This window comes from Actinacidiphila cocklensis, from assembly GCF_907177275.1.
In the GTDB taxonomy this organism is placed as follows: domain Bacteria; phylum Actinomycetota; class Actinomycetes; order Streptomycetales; family Streptomycetaceae; genus Actinacidiphila; species Actinacidiphila cocklensis.
In genome coordinates, this window is sequence record NZ_CAJSLV010000068.1 from 31,864 (window position 1) to 49,939 (window position 18,076).

The 18,076-nt window shown below is 73.0% G+C and carries 16 protein-coding genes; 11 read left to right on the forward strand and 5 right to left on the reverse strand.

Annotated features, from left to right (window positions below):
• The first annotated feature begins 7 nt into the window (after window positions 1-7).
• Window positions 8-1,576, forward strand: a complete 1,569-nt coding sequence (locus NFU81_RS24480; RefSeq protein WP_251493565.1) for a phospholipase C — start codon at window positions 8-10, stop codon at window positions 1,574-1,576.
• A 51-nt stretch (window positions 1,577-1,627) separates the two neighbouring features.
• Here the strand turns inward: NFU81_RS24480 and NFU81_RS24485 are convergent, their stop codons facing one another.
• The 3 genes from NFU81_RS24485 to NFU81_RS24495 form a co-directional block, all read right to left on the reverse strand.
• Window positions 1,628-2,662: a LacI family DNA-binding transcriptional regulator gene (locus NFU81_RS24485; protein ID WP_251493567.1), complete on the reverse strand. Its 1,035-nt coding sequence runs from the start codon at window positions 2,660-2,662 to the stop codon at window positions 1,628-1,630.
• Between the two features lie 80 nt (window positions 2,663-2,742).
• The gene (locus NFU81_RS24490) at window positions 2,743-3,861 is read right to left on the reverse strand and encodes an aromatic ring-hydroxylating oxygenase subunit alpha (protein WP_251493568.1); all 1,119 of its coding nucleotides are present in this window, start codon (window positions 3,859-3,861) and stop codon (window positions 2,743-2,745) included.
• A 382-nt stretch (window positions 3,862-4,243) separates the two neighbouring features.
• Window positions 4,244-5,335, reverse strand: a complete 1,092-nt coding sequence (locus tag NFU81_RS24495; protein WP_251493570.1) for a pectinesterase family protein — start codon at window positions 5,333-5,335, stop codon at window positions 4,244-4,246.
• Between the two features lie 416 nt (window positions 5,336-5,751).
• On the opposite strand from NFU81_RS24495, the gene NFU81_RS24500 reads away from it, so the two are divergent.
• The gene (locus NFU81_RS24500) at window positions 5,752-6,591 is read left to right on the forward strand and encodes a pectate lyase (protein ID WP_251493572.1); all 840 of its coding nucleotides are present in this window, start codon (window positions 5,752-5,754) and stop codon (window positions 6,589-6,591) included.
• Between the two features lie 262 nt (window positions 6,592-6,853).
• Complete coding sequence (locus NFU81_RS24505) at window positions 6,854-9,583, forward strand: NPCBM/NEW2 domain-containing protein (RefSeq protein WP_251493574.1); 2,730 nt, start codon at window positions 6,854-6,856, stop codon at window positions 9,581-9,583.
• Window positions 9,584-9,676: 93 nt separating this feature from the next.
• On the opposite strand, the gene NFU81_RS24510 is transcribed toward NFU81_RS24505, so the two are convergent.
• Window positions 9,677-10,129 carry a winged helix-turn-helix transcriptional regulator gene (locus NFU81_RS24510; protein ID WP_251493576.1) on the reverse strand — a complete coding sequence of 151 codons (453 nt, stop codon included), beginning with the start codon at window positions 10,127-10,129 and terminating at the stop codon, window positions 9,677-9,679.
• A gap of 93 nt (window positions 10,130-10,222) precedes the next feature.
• On the opposite strand from NFU81_RS24510, the gene NFU81_RS24515 reads away from it, so the two are divergent.
• The 3 genes from NFU81_RS24515 (at window position 10,223) to NFU81_RS24525 (ending at window position 12,895) form a co-directional block, all read left to right on the forward strand.
• Window positions 10,223-10,615 carry a PPOX class F420-dependent oxidoreductase gene (locus NFU81_RS24515; RefSeq protein WP_251493578.1) on the forward strand — a complete coding sequence of 131 codons (393 nt, stop codon included), beginning with the start codon at window positions 10,223-10,225 and terminating at the stop codon, window positions 10,613-10,615.
• A 66-nt stretch (window positions 10,616-10,681) separates the two neighbouring features.
• A complete protein-coding gene (locus tag NFU81_RS24520; RefSeq protein ID WP_251493580.1) occupies window positions 10,682-11,317 on the forward strand; it encodes a DUF1707 SHOCT-like domain-containing protein in 636 nt (211 codons plus the stop codon).
• 306 nt (window positions 11,318-11,623) lie between these two features.
• Complete coding sequence (locus NFU81_RS24525) at window positions 11,624-12,895, forward strand: phosphatase PAP2 family protein (protein ID WP_251493583.1); 1,272 nt, start codon at window positions 11,624-11,626, stop codon at window positions 12,893-12,895.
• 12 nt (window positions 12,896-12,907) lie between these two features.
• Here the strand turns inward: NFU81_RS24525 and NFU81_RS24530 are convergent, their stop codons facing one another.
• Window positions 12,908-13,969, reverse strand: a complete 1,062-nt coding sequence (locus tag NFU81_RS24530) for an acetylserotonin O-methyltransferase (RefSeq protein WP_251493586.1) — start codon at window positions 13,967-13,969, stop codon at window positions 12,908-12,910.
• A 236-nt stretch (window positions 13,970-14,205) separates the two neighbouring features.
• Between NFU81_RS24530 and NFU81_RS24535 the strand changes: the two genes are divergently transcribed.
• From NFU81_RS24535 to NFU81_RS24555, 5 genes are all read left to right on the forward strand, one after another.
• Window positions 14,206-15,408, forward strand: coding sequence for an IS701 family transposase (locus NFU81_RS24535; protein ID WP_422665277.1), 1,203 nt, complete (start codon window positions 14,206-14,208; stop codon window positions 15,406-15,408).
• Window positions 15,409-15,534: 126 nt separating this feature from the next.
• Entirely contained in the window at window positions 15,535-16,305 is a 771-nt protein-coding gene (locus NFU81_RS24540) for a 2,3-dihydro-2,3-dihydroxybenzoate dehydrogenase (protein ID WP_251493592.1), read from the forward strand.
• Between the two features lie 32 nt (window positions 16,306-16,337).
• The gene (locus NFU81_RS24545) at window positions 16,338-17,162 is read left to right on the forward strand and encodes an enoyl-CoA hydratase/isomerase family protein (RefSeq protein ID WP_251493595.1); all 825 of its coding nucleotides are present in this window, start codon (window positions 16,338-16,340) and stop codon (window positions 17,160-17,162) included.
• Entirely contained in the window at window positions 17,147-17,482 is a 336-nt protein-coding gene (locus NFU81_RS24550; protein ID WP_251493598.1) for a hypothetical protein, read from the forward strand. The genes NFU81_RS24545 and NFU81_RS24550 overlap by 16 nt, the downstream gene beginning before the upstream one ends.
• Window positions 17,483-17,515: 33 nt before the next feature.
• Window positions 17,516-18,067: an SRPBCC family protein gene (locus NFU81_RS24555; protein WP_251493600.1), complete on the forward strand. Its 552-nt coding sequence runs from the start codon at window positions 17,516-17,518 to the stop codon at window positions 18,065-18,067.
• Window positions 18,068-18,076 lie beyond the last annotated feature (9 nt).

Consider the following 18,076-nt stretch of genomic DNA (forward strand, 5'->3'; position numbering starts at 1 on the left):
AGAGACGATGAGCACCACCGATTCCTCCCGTCCGGGCCTTTCCCGGCGCCGGTTCGTCAGCACCGCGGCGGCACTCGCCGGCGCCGCCGGCATGGCCGGCGTGCTGCCGGAGAGCCTCGCGCGGGCCGCGACCGCAAGCCCGTCCAAGGGCAGCCTCTCCGACATCAAGCACGTCGTGTACGTGATGATGGAGAACCGCTCCTTCGACCACTACTTCGGCACCTTCCCCGGCGCGCGCGGCTTCAGCGACCGCACCGCGATCCGGCTGCCGAACGGCAACTCCGTCTTCCAGCAGCCCGATCCGGCCAACCCGGACGGCTACCTGGAGCCCTTCCACATGTCCACCATCACCACCGGCGCCGCCGCGATCCCCTCGCTGTCGCACGACTGGCGCGACCAGCACGCCTCGTGGAACAACGGCGCGATGGACGGCTGGCTGACCACCCACCTCGCCTCGGACGGCCAGGTCAACGGGTCGTACACGATGGGCTACTTCACCCGGGAGGACATCCCCTTCCACTGGGCGCTCGCCGAGTCCTTCACGCTGCTCGACAACTACCACTGCTCGGTCCTCGGCCCGACGGACCCCAACCGGCTGGTGTGGATGTCGGGCACCAACGACCCGCAGGGCACGTTCGGCGGCCCCTGCCTGGAGACGGTCACGCCCAACGCGTTGACCTACCCGTCGGCCGCGGAGATCCTGCACAGCGCCGGCTACAGCGTCAAGACGTACTTCTCCGGCGCGACCAGCGGCTTCAACGTCTTCGGCTGGTTCGCCAACTTCAAGGACAAGGCGACCCTGCCGGTCGCGCTGTACAACTCCGTCATGACCGGCGGCACGCTGTACGGCACCGGCGCCCCCGGGCAGGTCGGCAACGCGACCAGCCCGACCCCGGCGGCCGACCCGGCGCTCGCCTTCGAGGAGGACTGCGCCAACGGCGTACTCGCCGACGTGTCCTGGCTGTTCATGCCGAGCGAGGCCGACGAGCACCCGCCGAACCTGCCCGCCGCCGGCGCGCAGTACCTCGCCTCCAAGCTGGAGGCGCTGGCCGCCAACGAGGAGCTGTGGAACTCGACGGTCTTCGTCCTGAACTACGACGAGAACGACGGCTTCTTCGACCACGTCCCGCCGCCGGTCCCCGACCAGCGCAAGTACCCCGAGGAGTTCGTGACACTGCCCTCCCCGAAGGGCACGCCCGGCGGCGGGCTGCCGGTCGGCGCCGGTTTCCGGGTGCCGTGCATCATCGTGTCCCCGTGGACCGTGGGCGGCCGGATCTTCTCCGAGGTCTCCGACCACACCTCGGGGCTGCAGTTCGTCGAGACGATCACCGCGGCGGGCGGCCTGTCGGGCCACGGTCCTGTGACGTTCACGCCGATCAGCAAGTGGCGGCGGCGCACCTTCGGTGACTTCTCCGGGGCGCTGCACCTGCACGACCGCAAACCGGCCCCGGCCAACCCGCAGTTCGACGCCTCCACCACGGCGGCCAACCTGGCCGCCCAGGCCACCGCCGCGACCCAGCCCATGCCCGCCCGTCCCGGTGCGACCCAGCACATGCCGAGCCAGCAACAGAACTGACACCCCGTCACCGACGCGGAACAGGGCCGCCCGCCACCGGTGGGCGGCCCTTCACGCCCCCGGGCCTGCGGGGCCGGTGCTGGAGCGGACGACCAGCGTCGGCTCCACCGATGCGGGGGCGGGAGCCGCGGCGGGGTCGGCCAGGTGGCGCATCAGATGGGACACCGCCAGCGCGCCCAGCTCGGCGAAGGGCTGGGACACCGTGGTCAGGGGCGGCGAGCAGTACTCCGCCAGCGGGATGTCGTCGACGCCGACGACCGAGATGTCGGCCGGGACCCGCCTGCCGAGTTCGTGCAGCGCGCGGACCACCCCGAAGGCCATCTCGTCGCTCGCGGCGAAGATCGCGGTGACGTCGGGAATCCTGCCCAGGATGAGCCCGCCGCGGTAGCCGGACGCCGGTGACCAGTCACCCTCGATCTGCGGCGGCACCGTCCTGCCCGCCGCCTCCAGCGTGTCGCGCCAGCCGCGCAGCCGGCTGGCCGCGTCCAGCCACTCCCCGGGCCCCGCCAGGTGCCAGACCGTCTCGTGGCCGAGGTCGAGCAGGTGACGGGTCGCCAGCCGGGCGGCCAGCGTCTGGTCGACGGCGACGACCTCGGTGGCGGGCGTGCGCGAGCCGTCGATGGTCACGGTGGGCAGGGCGCCGGTGAGCCGCTCGATCCGCCGGCTGACCTGGATGAGCGGCACCGCCAGCACGAATCCCTCGACGCCCTGGTCGGCCAGCCGCGACATCGCGCCCTCGACGGCGGAGGTGTCCAGGGATTCGGTGGTGGCCGCGGCGACGGAGAAGCCCGCCTCCGACGCGGCCCGCTCGATGCCGTACATCAGGCTGGTGCGCGAGTAGTACCCGGTCCGCAGCGACACGACCCCGATGGTGAGGCTGCGGCCGGAGGACAGCACCCGGGCCGCGTCGTTCTTGCGGTAGCCCAGCTGCTCTGCGGCGGCCAGCACCTTGGCCCGGGTCCCGGCCTGCACGTTGGGGTGGCCGCGCAGCGCCCGTGACACGGTCTGCGGGGAGACCCCCGCCACGCGCGCCACGTCGGCCATCGCCACCCGGCCGTGCCGCGCCGCCGCTGTCCGGTGCTCCATCTGCCGCGTCCCCTGTCTGTCGCCGCGATGGTAACGCGGCGGCACGCGCGGGAGGCGGCGGCCCTGGGCGGGGGCCGAGCTCAGCCGCAGGGGCGCGCGAGGGGCTTCAGCGGGACGCCGTTGCTGCGCAGCACCTCGCGGACGTCGAGGATCAGCGGGAAGACCTCGTGGTTGCGGTCCTCGCCCTGCTCGTCCCAGGCACGCTGCTCGGCCTCGACCGCCATCCGGTCCTCGGCGAACACCCGCTCGGTGAAGCGCCGGATGAGCGGCCACGCCAGCCGCATGGCGCCCGGGACCCGGGGCTTCTCGATCATGAGCAGGCCGTAGACGTGGCAGGTCCGCTGCTCGGCGTCCTCGGGCACGTAGGCGACCCAGAGGGAGAAGACCGGGTGGTCGGACTTCTCCGGGACCAGGGTGAGCGTCTGGTACGGGTACTCGGTGCGGATCGTCATCACGTCGGCGCTGTTCGAGCCGCCGATGCCCTCGGCCGCCAGCAGGCCCGCGCCGCGGTTCTTCCTGCCGCCCGCGTGGGTGAACAGGTAGCGGGCCTCCACCGACCGCGCGCCCGCCTCGTAGCCGAGGAGCTGCGGCCGCAGCCGGCCGACGACGCCGCGGTGGAGGAACTGGTGGTTCATGTCGAGCAGGTTCTCGTGCATGAAGGAGTAGTGGCAGCGCACCGTACGGGAGTACGTCATGGTCCGGTGGCGCGGCGAGCTGTACTCCGGGAGGTCGGGCAGCGGGGTCGCCTCGGCCTGCGCCGGGTCGCCGGGGAAGACGAACACCAGGCCGTAGGCCTCCCTGACCGGGTAGGCGCGCACCCCGCGCGGCGGCCGGCCGACGCCCTTGGGCAGATACGGGATCTGCGAGATGCGGCCGTCGCCGCGGTAGGCCCACGCGTGGTAGCAGCAGCGCAGTGCCTCGCCCTCGACCACTCCCATGCTCAGCGGGACCTGGCGGTGGGCGCACCGGTCCTCCAGCGCGTGGACGGCACCGCTCGCACCGCGGTAGAGCGCCATGCGCTCGCCGCCGAAGGTGGCGGCCACCGGCTTGCCCCGTACGCCCGACGACAGCGCGACCGGGTACCAGTTGTCCGGGTGGGCGCCGACCCGGCGCAGGTCGAGGGCGCCGGCCGGGCGGGCGTACGCGCCGTCCTGCGCCGCGATGCCCGTCGCGTCGCCCGGGGACGTGGTGTCGGTCATCGGTCCTCCCTCGGTCGCGGGCGTCGGCACGGCAGCCGTGCTGCCGGTCGGGCCGACGGACGTCGGCGACCGCCCGATGCGCACGGGCAGGCCGCCGCGTCCCATCCTGACCGGAGCCCGCAGCCCCGGCCCACCGAGCGCGTCCGGACGGGTGGCCGGACCCGGGGCTTTCAGTCCCCGGCGGGCCGGTGGTCGAACCGGTCGAAGTGGACGAACCGGTCGAAGTGGACGGTGCCGGACGCGGCGTACATGCCGATGACGCGGCCGGTGAAGTCGCCCGCCAGCCGGCACCGTCACCTGCCCGTCGGCCGCCCTCTTCGGGTCGGATCGGCATCCTGGTGTGTTTCCCTGCGTCGCTTCGCTCAGGTCGTACGTCCCCGCCTCAGTGTCCCCGCCAGGGGGTCCAGCCGTCGGCGCCCGTCAGGTAGGCCTCCCGGGTGGCGGACGCGGCCTGCGCGGCGGTGAGTTGGGGGCGGGCGGCGGGGTCGGTGACCCGCGCGCCCGGGCCGGTGTCGGCGTACTCGCGGAAGCGCATGCTCTGCCAGGGGTGGGCGGCGGACATGTCGGCGTACGGCGCCGCGGCGTCGATGCCCGCGCCGAGCCAGGTGTTGCGTACGGTCAGCATCGGCACGGCGGTGGTGTCGGAGCTGGGCACCCAGGGGCGGGCGAGCTTGTACGCGGCGTCCGGGGCGGCGCTGGTGATCCGGCAGCGGGTGGCGAGGAAGCCGTGCGGGTCGGCGGCCGTGGTGCTGGGCGCGAAGACGAAGCCGTAGGGCGGGGCGGCCAGGTCGGTGCGGTCCAGGGTGCGGAAGCGGCAGCGGTCGAAGACGGCGGTGGCGCGGCCGAAGACGAAGTCGACGTCGCCTTCGGCGTAGCAGTCCTCGAAGTACTGCCGGGCGAGGACGTCGGCCGCGAGGGTGTCGGCGTACAGCGTGTCCTGGTGGCCGAGGAAGCGGCAGCGGTGGAAGGCCGAGCGGTCGCCCTGCACCTTGACCGCGACCGCCTGGGTGCCGGTGATGTCGGGGTGGTCGGCGCGCAACCAGTCGTTGGCGAAGGTGATGTGGCGGACGGTGAGGCCCTCGGCCTGGGTCGTCACGGTGGCGGAGCCCGAGGTGCCGTAGGTGCCGCCGGTGGGCTTGGGGGTGCCGTTGGCGGTGTCGTGGACGATGACGACGTCGCGCGGGTCGCCCGTCGCGCCCAGCAGCGTCAGCCCCTGCGCGGCCGCGGTGATCAGGACGGTCTCGCGGTAGGTGCCGGCGGCGACCACGATCGTCGCGCCGGGTCCCGGCACGGCGTCCACCGCGTCCTGCACGGAGCTGAAGCCGCCCCGCCCGTCGGGTGAGACGTACAGCGCGCGGCGTCCTGGACGCCCCGCGCGTGCGTGGGCCGGGGACGCGCCGGCGGCTCCGAGCCCCAGGGCGGCGGCCGTGCCGGCTGCCGCGGCGGTGAGGGCGGTTCTGCGCGTGAGTGCCATGGGTCCGCTCCTCTGGGCTGGTTGTACGGCGTCGGCACCGGCTCCCGTCGTTCCGCAGTATGAACAGAGTCCAGCCCGTTGCACAACCGTCCTGGGTACCCCGGTCGCCGCTCGATCAGAAAGTAAGCCTTTACTGTCACCTGTGGCCAGACCGTCGGCCGATGGCGAGCCGATCCGTCGATGCGCTTCACCGCCCGCTCCCCGCTCGCCTGCGCGGGCACTAAGCGCCCTTTCCTGTACGGATAACAGGGCCGCCGCCCGGCGAAGACGAACCCTGCGAAAAGTGTTGCCCGCGTGGCGGGCGTGTCCTACGGTTCTTGGCACCGTGGCGCTTCGACAGCGCTCCGTGATGGCTCATTGGCAAGCGCTTGCTAGGCAACTGCACCTGACTCATCCCCCCACAAAGGACGACCACCATGTCTCCACGCACCAGCCCCGACGGGCGGCGCCGGCAGCACGGCAGCCGAGGCCGCGCCCGCCGGCGCCTCGCCGTCGGCCTCGGCTCCGCCACCGCGCTCACCACCGCCGCCGTGGTGACCGGGACCTTCCTGCCGCCGGCGTCGGCGGCGACCTGGCCCACGCCGACCAGCAGCCACGGCACCGGCTCGACCATCTCGGTCTCGGGCACCAGGGACTACGGCTACGCCCGCTACTACGGCACCGGCGACCTCGGCACCGACGGCCAGTCGGAGGACCAGGGACCGATCTTCGACCTGGCGCCGGGCGCCACGCTCAAGAACGTCATCATCGGCTCCCCCGCCGCCGACGGCGTGCACTGCGAGGGCAGTTGCACCCTGCAGAACGTGTGGTGGGAGGACGTCGGCGAGGACGCCGCGACCTTCCGCGGCTCGTCGTCGTCCAACGTCTACACCGTCACCGGCGGCGGCGCCCGGCACGCCTCCGACAAGGTCCTGCAGTTCAACGGCGCCGGCAAGCTGGTCGTCAGCAACTTCGCGGTGCAGGACTTCGGCAAGCTCGTCCGCTCGTGCGGCAACTGCTCGACGCAGTACAAGCGCACGATCGAGCTGAACGGCATCGAGGCCACCTACAAGGGCAGCGCGATCGCCGGGATCAACACCAACTACGGCGACACCGTCTCGCTGCGCAACATCACCGTCATCGGTGACAGCAGCCACAAGATCGTGCCCTGCCAGAAGTACATCGGCAACAACACCGGGGCCGAGCCGCCGAAGAACGGCTCGGACCCCGACGGCTTCTACTGCAACTACAAGTCGTCGGACATCACGTACAAGTAGTCCTCCGCCAGGACCCGGTGGGCCTTCGCCCCCCTGGTTCCGCGCACACCCGGGCGCCGCCCCCCAACTCCCCTCGTGCACCCGAAGTTTGTCCAATCCCTTGACGCTTTCTGTGCGGGACCGATGTTATCTGAGCGGTTGCCCTTCGGGTCGACGTTCGAAGTTGTTGGTTCGAGCGGTGTTCCGTTCCGATTGCGGCAATCGGCCCGGGGCCGGAGCCGGCCCGCATGCGCGCACTGGTGGAGCGAGGCAGAGGACGCAGATGAGACCACGACAGAGAAGAACCCGGCAGGCGGTGACCGGCGTGGCACTGGCCGCGCTGGTGGGCAGCGGACTGGTCGTGGCGGCCGCCGCGCCGTCGTCCGCCACGCAGGACGGTTCCCGCACCTGGTCGGTGACCGGGCCCGGCGCGCCCGGCGCGGCGCGGCTGACCGCCGACGTGGACCTCGACGCCGCGGGCGATCTGCACCTCGCGGTCGAGCGGGGCGGCACCCCCGTCCTGCTGCCCGGCCGACTCGGGATCACCACCGACGAACACGACCTGACGACGGGTCTGCGGCTGGTCGACCGGCGGGAGCGCACCGTCCACGAGTCGTACCGCATGACCACCGGCAAGCAGCTGGACCGCTCGGCCACCATGCGGGAGGCCACGCTCACCTTCCAGGGCGCGGACGGCGCCCGGCTCGGTGTCGTGCTGCGGGTGTCCGACGACGGCATCGCCTACCGCTACCTGCTGGACGAGCCCGGCCAGGTGACCGTCACCCAGGAGGCCTCGACGTTCGACCTGCCGGCGGACGCCAAGGCGTGGGTCCAGCCGTACCAGCCCAGTTACGAGACCGAGCGCACCGAGACCACCGCGGCCGCCGCCAACGAGGCGCAGCCGAAGACCTGCGACGGCGACACCTGCTCGTTCGGCTACCCGACGCTGTTCAAGACCGGCGGCAGCTACGTGCTGCTGACCGAGGCCGACGTCGACGGCCGCTACTCCGGCAGCCACCTGGACCACCAGGACGGCAGCTCCGCCTACCGGGTCGCCCTCGCCGAGGACGCGCCCGTGACGTCGCAGGGCCCGCTGGCCACCCCCTGGCGCACCGCCATCGTGGGCGGCCTGGACACGGTGGTCGGCTCCACCCTGGTGGACGACCTGGCGCCGCCGTCGAAGATCAAGGACACCTCCTGGATCCGGCCCGGCATGGACGACTGGTCCTGGCTGAGCGACGGTTCGAGCCCAGGGAACTTCGAGCGGCAGAAGGACTTCGTCGACTACGCGGCCCAGCACGGCCTGGAGTACACCCTCGTCGACGCGGGCTGGCAGGCGAGCTGGGTGCCGGAGCTGGTCCGGTACGCCCGGGCCAAGGGCGTCGACATCCTCCTGTGGTTCGACTGGAACGCCCTGCGCACCCAGGCGCAGCGCGACGCCTGGCTGCCCAAGGTCAAGGCGTGGGGCGTGGTCGGCGTCAAGGTCGACTACATGTACTCCGACACGCAGTCCACCTTCCAGTGGTACGACGCGATCCTGCGCGACACCGCTGAGCAGCACCTCATGATCGACTTCCACGGTGCGACCATCCCCCGTGGCCTGCAGCGCACCTGGCCGCAGGTGACGAGCGTCGAGGCGGTCCGCGGCGAGGAGAACGGCCAGAACCCGACGCGCGACATCTTCCTGGCCTTCACCCGCAACGTCGTCGGGTCGATGGACTACACCCCGACCTGGTTCTCCCGGCCCGGCCGCAAGGACACCCTGGCGCGCGAGCTGGCGCTTCCGGTGGTCTTCGAGTCCGGCTGGACCAGCCTCGGCGACAAGCCGGAGGGCTTCGCGGCCCAGCCGGTGGCCGAGCGCTACCTCGAACAGCTCCCCACCGCCTGGGACGAGACGCGCCTGGTCTCCGGCGGCCCCGAGCAGCAGCCGGCCGGCGACCGCCAGGCCGTCATCGCCCGGCGCAGCGCGGACCGCTGGTTCGTCGGCGGCATCCTGGCCGGCGCGAGCGACACGATGAAGGCCCCGCTGGGCTTCCTCGGCAAGGGCAGCTGGCTGCTGGAGACCATCGGTGACACCGACGGCGGGCTGCAGCGCACCGTGCGGACCGTGACCGCCGCGGACACCCTTGAGGTGCCGTCGGCCGAGAACGGCGGCTTCGCGGCCGTCGCGTGCCCCGCGGCCAAGGGCCGCACCGACTGCGAGCAGCCGGTCGTCACCGCCCCGGCCACCAGCCTGACGCTCGACCCCGCGTCCACGACCGCGGCGCCGGGCGCGAGCGTGCCGGTCGGCGCCTCCTTCGTCCTGCCGCAGGGCGGCACGCTTCGCCACGTGCGCATGACGCTGGACCGCGACCGGCTCCCCGCGGGCTGGACCGCGACCGGCCAGGACGTCACGCGCGGCTCGCTGCGCGCCGGCGAGGAGCTGACCGGCGACTGGACCGTGACGGTGGGCAAGGACCAGCCGGGCGGCTCCGTCGAGGTGCCGGTCTGGGTCGAGTACGCCAACCCGGCCGGCGGGAACGCCCCGCCGGTCCACGTCGAGCAGATCCTGCGGGTGGCGATACCGCTGCACGGCACGGCCTACGCGAGCGACCAGCCGTTCCTCACCGAGGCCAACGGCTGGGGTCCGGTCGAGCGCGACCAGTCCAACGGCGAGACCGGCTCGGGCGACGGGCACCCGCTGACCATCGGCGGGACCGTCTACGACAAGGGCCTGGGCATGAACGCCACCGCCAAGGTGACGATCGACATCCAGGGCCGCTGCACGCGCTTCGAGGCGCACGTCGGCGTCGACGACGAGAACGCGGGCAAGGGCAGCGTGACCTTCACCGTGCTCGGTGACGGACGCCAGCTGGCCGCCACCGGCGTGCTGAAGGGCGGCGCGGCCGCGGTCGACCTCAGCGCCGACACCACGGGCGTGCAGACCCTGACCCTGTCCGTCGGCGACGGCGGCGACGGCAACGCCTTCGACCACGCCGACTGGGGCACGGCCGCGCTCACCTGCGCGGACTGACACCCCTCCCCCTACGACCGCCGCCCCGCCGCTCCCCCGGCGCCGGGGCGGCGGTCCTCGTCCGGCGGCCGGGTCACCGGGCGCGGCCGCCGGTCAGGCGGCGGCGCCCGGTCCCGGCAGCAGGTCGACGTCGTCCGCGCGCATCGGCTCGCCGCAGTGGGCGCAGCGCAGCTCGACGGCGCTCACCTCGCCGCACGCGTGGTGGCGGTAGAGCACCGGCGGGCCGGCCTCGCCGGCGAGCCACCGGTCCCCCCAGCCGGCCATGACCATCAGCAGGTCGACTAGTTCCGTGCCCTTCCGGGTCAGGACGTACTCGTAGCGCGGCCGCCTGTCGTAGGGGCGGCGCTCCAGGACGCCGTGCTCGACGAGGTGGTTCAGCCGCTCGGTCAGGACCTTGCGGGAGATCCCGAGGTCGGCCTGGAGCTGCTCGAACCGGGTGAGCCCGGCCCATATGTCCCGCAGTACCAGCGGCGACCACGGCTCCCCGATGACGTCGAGGGTCCGGGCGATCGAACACGCCATCCTGCTGAAGTCGGTGCGCTGCATGACCGCGAGTCTACGGCAACGGAGTTCCCTCAAGGAACTCGGACTGGTAAGGTCACGGCGTCTCTTGAAGGAACCCAGGAAAGGACCGCGGAGATGACCACGGCACTCGACCCCGACGTCCGCCGCGTACTCGACGGCACCCCGATCGCCCACCTCGCCAGCGTGCTGCCCGACGGCGGCCCGCACACCGTCCCGGTCTGGATCGGCACGCACGGCGACCAGGTCGTGATCCTCACCGGCCCGCACTCCCGCAAGGCCCGCAACCTGCGCCGCGACCCCCGGGTCGCCCTGTCCCTGACGCCGGCCGACAACCCGTTCCACCCGGTCATCATCCGCGGCCACGTCACCGAGTGGCTGGAGGGCGACGCGGCCTGGGAGGTCATCGACGAGGTGTCCGCCAAGTACACCGGCGGGCCCTACTCCCGCGACCAGGAGCGCGTCGTCGCCCTCATCGACCCCGACCGCCAGACGGTGGGCGTCTCCTGAACCCCGCCGCACCGGCATCGCGCCCGGCCGGAGCCGCTCCGGGGGCGGGCGTATAGGGTGCCCGGCATGACGCAGGAGCCGGCGCGGCGGGTGGGGCAGGAGCAGCTGGAGCAGCGGGTCTCGCACGACGACCGGGAGCGGGTCGCCGAGGTGCTGCGAGTGGCCGCGGGGGACGGGCGGCTGAGCCTGGAGGAGCTGGAGGAGCGGCTGGAGAGCTGCTTCGCGGCGCGGACGTACGGCGATCTGGCCCCGCTGGTGGCCGACCTGCCCGGGCAGGCGGTGGTGGTGGGGGAGCCGGTCCGGGCCAAGGAGGTCGCGCGGGTGCGCCGGGCCGGCGGCAACGTCAGGTACGAGGGCGGCTGGGAGGTGCCGCGCCGCATGGAGTTCGAGGTCCTCGGCGGCAACGTGCTGCTCGACTTCACGTCGGCGGCCGTGCGCGAGCCGGCGACCGAGGTGGAGGTGGACATGCGCGGCGGCAACCTGCGGCTGGTCGTCCCCGACGGCTACGTCGTGGACGCCGAGGAGGTGGACATGCGCGGCGGCTCGGTCCTGTACCGCCACGCGAAGGACCGCGACCCGCACGCCCCGGCCGTGCACCGGATCACCGTCACCGGCTCGATGGTCGGCGGCAACATCGTCATCCAGCCGCCCCGCCCCCCACGCCGGCCCGGCCGGCTGCGCCGGCTGCTGGGCCGGGCCTGAGGGTCAGCTGACCGCCCCCCGCGCCGCACCCCGCCGCCGCGCGACGCTCTGACCTGCACCGACGCTGATGCTGTGGGTCTGCCATGACCTGCACGGAAGCCGCATGTTCCCCCTCCGTTAACATGTTCGATCGGCGATCACTCCAGCGCCGCCCTTCACCGGGAAATCGTGCCATCCGGTACGAAGCGTGACCGAGACAGCCGTAATCGAACAAATCGACCAAAATTGACGAATATAACATCGCGGGTCTTCCCGCGAATAACAGGCGGGTCCGCATTCTCGGCCGCGTGGCGCCGGCCACGGGCGATGCTGTGGACGGCGGCAGGCGCGGTGACCCTCGGGTTCCTCGTGGCGCTGGAGATCGCCGCGCGCCACTACGGCATAGCGGGGCCGGTCACCAACCAGGCGAAAGAGGTCATATTCGCCCCCAAGTCCGGGCCGCTGCTCTACGCCAGCATGGGCCTGATGATGGTGGTGCTCACCTGGCGGCAGCGCGCTCTCGCGCTCGCCGCGGCGGTCGGCATCGACGTCGTCTTCCTGCTGGTCCGGTGGGCGGCCGGCGCCGGGTTCGCCTGCGGCAACGGCCCGTTGTGGGTGATCGCGGCCTGCGCGGTCATCGCGGTCACGCGCCGCACCGGCCAGGAGCGCATGCTGCTGCTGAAGGGCGTCGGGCTCGGGCTGCTGCTGGTGACCGGCCGCAAGACCGGCGACACCTGGCTGCTCATCACGTCGAAGACCCGCCCGAACGTCCTGGACCAGTACGCGGCAACCGCGGACCACGCGCTCGGCGACCCCTCGTGGCTGGCCGGCAGGATCGTCGACGCCACCGGCCCGGTCGGCAGCCATCTCCTGGACTACGTCTACATCCAGCTCGCCGTGGCCGCGGTCGCCGTCGCGATGTACCAGCTGCGCAACGTGGCGTCCGAGCGCCGCTTCCCCCGCCACCACCTGGTGCGCACCTTCCTGGTGATAGGCCTCGTCGGCCCCGCCGTTTACATGCTCTTCCCCACCGTCGGCCCGGTCTTCGCCTACGGCGCCGACGGCGGCCACTGGGCGGTGGCCACCCTGTGGCCGCACACCCCGCCGCCGGTCACCGCCCCGCACTCCATGCCCTTCGACGGGATCACCCCGCGCAACTGCATGCCCAGCCTGCACACCGCGTGGGCCACCGCGATATTCATCCACTCCCGCAAGGGCCCGCGGAGCCTGCGGTTCGCCGGCGCGTTCTGGCTGATCGCCACGCTCAGCGCCACGCTGGGGTTCGGCTACCACTACGGCGTCGACCTGGTGGCCGGTGCGGTGTTCGCGATCACCATCGAGGCCGCGCTGCGCACGTTCGACCGCGGCTGGGACAGGCAGGGCGTCCAGCTGGTCGTCCACGGCGCCGCGGTCTTCACCGCGCTCCTGGTGTCCTACCGCTTCCTGCCGCTGCAGATGGCCCACCACCCGTGGGTGTTCGGGCCGCTGCTCATCCTCGCGCTGCTCTCGGTGATCCACGGCTACATAGGCACCACCCGGCAGTGGGAGCCGGCCGCACCGCCCGCGCTGCGGCCCGAACCGCAGCCCGAACTGGTGTGAGGCAGGCCCTGGTCAGGCCGGGGCGGCCTCCAGGGCCGCGAAGGGCGGCGGCAGCGGGGTCAGCGCGGTGGGGGCGAAGCCCGCGCGGACGCAGAGGTCTTCGAGCTCCGCGCGGGTGCGGACCCGGCCGCCGGTGTTGACGAGCATGTTCAGGTCCGACAGGTACGCGCCCGGCGGGGTGCTGCCGTCGACGGCGGGCGGCAGGACGGGCTCGACGATCAGCAGCCGGCCGTCGTCGGGCACGACCCGGCGGCACTGTTCGAGGAGGGCGACGCAGGCGTCGTCCTCCCAGTCGATGACGACGCTCTTGAGCAGGTAGAGGTCGCCGCCGGAGGGGACACCGGCGAAGAAGTCCCCGGCGTGCACCGTGACCCGCTCGACAAGCTGCTCGCGGGCGAGCACGGCGCCGGCCTCGGCCACCCCCTCCGCGGTGTCGAAGAGCATGCCCCGCAGCGCCGGGCGCCCGCGCAGGATCGCGGCCAGCAGCGTGCCGTCGCCGCCGCCCACGTCCACCACCGTCTTGAAGCGGTCGAAGTCGTACGCCGCCGCCAGGCCCGCAGCGGTCGCCTTCGTGCCCTGGCTCATCGCCGCGTTGAACTCCGCCGACGCCTCCGGGTTCTGCTTGAGGTAGCCGAAGCAGTCCACCCCGAAGGCCGTCTCGAACGACGGGTCGCCGGTCAGCAGGCTGTCCGCCAGGTGGTCCCAGCCGCTGAGCACCACGGGCCCTGTGAACATCCGGACGAACGCGGCCATGGAGGCGGCGGTGCCGTCCGGCGACGCGGCTCCGCCGCCGTGCAGCAGCTCACCGGCCGGGGCGAGCGCGAAGCGGCCCGGGGCCGGCTCGGTCAGCAGCTGCAGGGCCGCCATGGCGCGCAGCAGCCGCAGCGTGGCCCGCGGGTCCGTACCCAGGCCGGTCGCCACCTCGGCCGCCGGGCGGCTCGTCCGGTCCGGGCCGAAGCGGTCCAGCACGCCCAGCCGCAGCGCCGTGCCCACCACCCGCGCGGCCAGCTGGCCGAACACCAGCCGGGCCAGGTGGCCCTGCGCCACGTCGATCTCCTGCTGGCTCGCCGCCACCGCGCCTCCACCCCGTCGACATTGCCCGGCGCCCGCACAGTACTCGGCATTCGCAGGCCAGACTCGGTGCGCTGCATTGACAGGAACCTGCTACTTGACGATCAGTCAGCCGGGTAACTTGAATTGTGCATTGGTTCGGAGTTCACCTACCCGCCACTGAAGCCCGCCGCCTCGGACCTCTTCCCGGCTGAATTGCCATGCAGCCGACTGCGCCGAGCTACGAGGGGTGTCTCCGAATGAATGAACGAGATGACGCGCGACTCTCCGGCCCTTTCCCCGGAAATGCGAATATTCCGAGCGACCCGCCGCTCGACCTGCTGGAATCGTTGTTCGCGTCCTTACCGCGAGCGGATCAGCGGCGCACCGGCGTCGAGTACGTCATGGGACTGCTGCACACACCGGGGCGTAAATCGGCGCGGAACATCGCGAATCTCGTCGGCAGCCGCGGAGCAGACCAGAGCCTGCACCACTTCGTCAACCAGTCGACGTGGGCCTGGCAGCCGGTGCGGCGGGCACTTGCGGAATACTTGGTACCGCGTATTTCCGTGGAAGCGTGGGTGGTGCGCGGAACGCTCATTCAGAAGGTGGGCCGGCATTCGGTGGGAGTGCACCGCACCTTCGTGCCGGACGCCGGGCGGGTGCTGAACGCCCAGCAGGCCGTCGGCGTGTGGGCCGCCTCCGGCGAGGGCAGCGGCCCCGTCGACTGGGAGCTGCGGCTCCCCCGCGGCTGGCTCGACGACGACTTGCGGCGCAGGCGGGCGTCGATCCCCGACAGCGCGATCCCGGAGACGTACGCGGAGCAGGTCGCCCGGCAGTGCCGCACCGTCGTGCACGAGTGGGGCCTGCCGCTGCGCCCGGTCGTCCTGGACGCCCGCGCTATGGACCTCGGCACCCTGCTCGACCGGCTGGCCCGCGCGGGCCTCCCCGTCCTGGCCCGCGTCGACGCGTCGGTGCCGCTGGCCGTCGCGGACCCGGCCCTGACCGGGCACCGCACGTCGTCCCGCATGACCGCGGGCGAGGCGGTGCGGGCGGCCAAGGGGACCAGGAGCCCCGTCCGGTGGCGCGACCGCGGCGCACCCGGCGGCGTGCGGGCCGGGCAGCTGGCCGGCGTCGCGGTCAGGCCCGCGGACGGCGGCGCGGCCGACCTCCCTGGCGACCCGCGCCCCCTGACGCTCATGGGGCTGACCGAGCGCGGCCACCCCGAGCCGCCGCAGCTGTGGCTCACCGACATCCCGACCACGCACCCCGCCTCGCTGCTCAGGCTGTGCACGCTGCTGGAGCGGGTCGCGTACGACTACGCCGCCACCGCCGAGAGCGTCGGCATCAAGGACTACGCCGGCCGGTCCTTCCGCGGCTGGCACCGGCACATGACGCTCGCCTCGGTCGCCCACGCCGTCTCCCTGCCGCTCGCCGCGCACGGCGAACTGGCGTCCGCCTAGTGCCCGGGCGGCGGGCACGCGACCGGGTGCCGCACCTGACGAAGTAGCGCGGAGCCGCGTTGACGGCCCGGTGGCAGGGGCCAAGGGTGGGGGCGTTCCGACCTGCGGGTGGAGGGAGACGGGGCTATGGAGGGCAAGGTCGCCTTGGTCACCGGCGCTGCCGGCGGCATCGGCGCGGCCATCGCCGGCGAGCTGTGCAGGCGCGGGGTGAGCGTGGCCGCGGTGGACTGCGACGAGGACCGGCTGGCGCACACGGTGGAGAAGCTGACCGCGGACGGCCTGCGCGCCGAGGCCTTCTCGGTCGACCTGGTCGGCAGGACGCAGGTGGACTCCGCGGTCGCCGAGGTGGAGGACCGCCTGGGGCCGCTGGACTTCCTGGTGAACTGCGCGGGTGTGCTGCGGACGGGCGATGTCACCGACCTGACGGACCAGGACTGGGACGCCACCTTCGCGGTGAACGCCACCGGCGTGTTCCTGATGTCCCGCGCCGTCGTGTCGCGGATGGTGCCGCGCCGGCGCGGGGCGATCGTCACCGTGGCGTCGAACGCGGCCGGCACCGCGCGGACGCAGATGGCCGCCTACGCCGCGTCCAAGGCGGCGGCGACGGTGTTCACCAAGTGCCTGGGCCTGGAGGTCGCCCGCTACGGCATCCGCTGCAACGTGGTGGCGCCCGGCTCGACGGACACCCCCATGCTGGTGGGCATGGGGGTCGACGGCGAGGCCGAGCGGGCGAGCATCATCGACGGCATCCCCGAGCACTACAAGGCGGGCATTCCGCTGCGGAAGCTGGCCCTGCCCTCCGACGTCGCCGACGCCTTCGTCTTCCTGCTCTCCGACCACGCCTCGCACATCACCCTGCACAGCCTCACGGTCGACGGCGGCGCCACCCTCGGCTGACAGCAGCCGGCAACAGCACGAAGGAGCGGACGGTGGGCGAAGGGCAGGCACTGCTGCGGAGCTTGGACGGCGGCGTGCTGACGCTGACGCTGAACCGGCCGCACCGCAGGAACGCGCTCGACAGCGAGCTGTGGGCCGCGTTCGGCGACGCGCTGACGGCGGCCGCGAACGACCCCGGGGTGCGCGCCCTGGTCATCACCGGCGCGGGCGGCGCGTTCTCCGCGGGCCTTGACCTGGCGGGCGGAGAGGCGGGCGGCCGTCCGCTCGACGTCTCCGGCGCCGGGCCGGGCGCGCATCCGCTGGAAGAGATGCGCAGGGCCAACGAGTTGGCGCTGCGGCTGCACGACCTGCCGATCCCCGTCGTGGCGAAGGTGACGGGCGTCGCGGTCGGCGCGGGCTGGAATCTCGCGCTCGGCTGCGACCTGGTGGCCGCCACCCCCGGGTCGCGCTTCTCGCAGATATTCGTCCACCGGGGCGTGTCGGTCGACTTCGGCGGCTCCTGGCTGCTGCCCAAGCTGGTGGGCCTGCAGCAGGCGAAACGCCTGGTGCTGCTGGGCGAGATGATCGACGCGGCGGAGGCGCACCGGCTGGGCCTGGTCACCTGGGTGGTGGCCGAGGAGGAGATCGACGCGTTCGTCGCGGACCTCGGACGGCGGCTCGCGGCCGGCCCGCCGATCGCGACGGCGCAGAGCAAGGCGCTGCTGAACGAGGGCGCGGACCGCACCCTGCGCGACGCGCTGGCCGGCGAGGCGCGCGCCCAGACCGTCAACTTCGCCACCGCCGACTCCCGCGAGGGCTTCACGGCGTTCCTCGACAGGACGGAGCCGGTCTTCACCGGCGAGTGGGCCGTGAAGTGACCGCCGGCTGCCGCGCGGCCGGCCGGGTCTCCTTCCCGGTGCAGAGCGAGGTCTTCCCCTATCGCTACGTCTCCGTCGAGAGCCCGGTCGTGCTGGACGAGCCCACCGACCCCGAGGAGCACCGGGCGCGGTCGGTCCGCTACCTCGGCGAGGAGATCGGCCGGCGGTACGCCGACGCCGTCAAGCCCACCCTCCCGCGGTTCGTGACGCTCGCCATCCGTCCCCGAGCGCTGGCGCACCTACGACGCGGGCAAGAGCATGTGACCTCCCGCCACCCGCCGCGCGCGGCCGACTTGACGGATACGGCGGGCGTTTGTTGACCCGGTCCCGGCCCGCTGGCGACGCTGCCGGACATGACCGACACCCCGATGAAGGTTGGCTCCCTCTTCGAAGTCCGCGCCGAGGTCACGATCGCGGCGCCGCCCGAGGCGGTGTACGCGACGGTGAGCGATCTCCCCCGCTGCGGCGAGTGGAGCGCCGAGTGCAACGGCGGTGAGTGGATCTCCGGGACGCCCGGCGCGGTCGGCGCGGTCTTCCGCGGCGAGAACTACCGCAGCCGCGAGGTCGTCGCCTGGGCACCGGTGGTCCGCGGCACCTGGACCACCGAGGCCGAGGTGGTCGCCGCGCAGCCCGGCCGGCGCTTCGGCTGGGCGATGCGGGACAGCGCCGGGCGGGCGCAGGAGAGCGTGTGGTCCTACGAGCTGTCCGCGGCCGGGCCGGGCGCGGAAGGCACCGCCTTGGTGCACAGCTTCTGGATGGGCCGGGCCACGGAGGGCATCCGCGGCATCACCGCGGAGATGTCCGAGGCGGAGCGCGCCGAGTTCTTCTCGGCCTGGGCCGCCAAACTCGCGTCCGAGATGCAGGCGACCGTGGAGCGCGTCAAAGGCGTCATCGAGCAGAGCTGAGGGGTGGTG

Bases quoted from the DNA above. Each gene is read 5' to 3' on its own strand.
- NFU81_RS24480 (WP_251493565.1), top strand. From the start codon at position 8: ATGAGCACCACCGATTCCTCCCGTCCGGGCCTTTCCCGGCGCCGGTTC.
- NFU81_RS24485 (WP_251493567.1), bottom strand. From the start codon at position 2,662: ATGGAGCACCGGACAGCGGCGGCGCGGCACGGCCGGGTGGCGATGGCC.
- NFU81_RS24490 (WP_251493568.1), bottom strand. From the start codon at position 3,861: ATGACCGACACCACGTCCCCGGGCGACGCGACGGGCATCGCGGCGCAG.
- NFU81_RS24495 (WP_251493570.1), bottom strand. From the start codon at position 5,335: ATGGCACTCACGCGCAGAACCGCCCTCACCGCCGCGGCAGCCGGCACG.
- NFU81_RS24500 (WP_251493572.1), top strand. From the start codon at position 5,752: ATGTCTCCACGCACCAGCCCCGACGGGCGGCGCCGGCAGCACGGCAGC.
- NFU81_RS24505 (WP_251493574.1), top strand. From the start codon at position 6,854: ATGAGACCACGACAGAGAAGAACCCGGCAGGCGGTGACCGGCGTGGCA.
- NFU81_RS24510 (WP_251493576.1), bottom strand. From the start codon at position 10,129: ATGCAGCGCACCGACTTCAGCAGGATGGCGTGTTCGATCGCCCGGACC.
- NFU81_RS24515 (WP_251493578.1), top strand. From the start codon at position 10,223: ATGACCACGGCACTCGACCCCGACGTCCGCCGCGTACTCGACGGCACC.
- NFU81_RS24520 (WP_251493580.1), top strand. From the start codon at position 10,682: ATGACGCAGGAGCCGGCGCGGCGGGTGGGGCAGGAGCAGCTGGAGCAG.
- NFU81_RS24525 (WP_251493583.1), top strand. From the start codon at position 11,624: ATGCTGTGGACGGCGGCAGGCGCGGTGACCCTCGGGTTCCTCGTGGCG.
- NFU81_RS24535 (WP_422665277.1), top strand. From the start codon at position 14,206: ATGAATGAACGAGATGACGCGCGACTCTCCGGCCCTTTCCCCGGAAAT.
- NFU81_RS24540 (WP_251493592.1), top strand. From the start codon at position 15,535: ATGGAGGGCAAGGTCGCCTTGGTCACCGGCGCTGCCGGCGGCATCGGC.
- NFU81_RS24555 (WP_251493600.1), top strand. From the start codon at position 17,516: ATGACCGACACCCCGATGAAGGTTGGCTCCCTCTTCGAAGTCCGCGCC.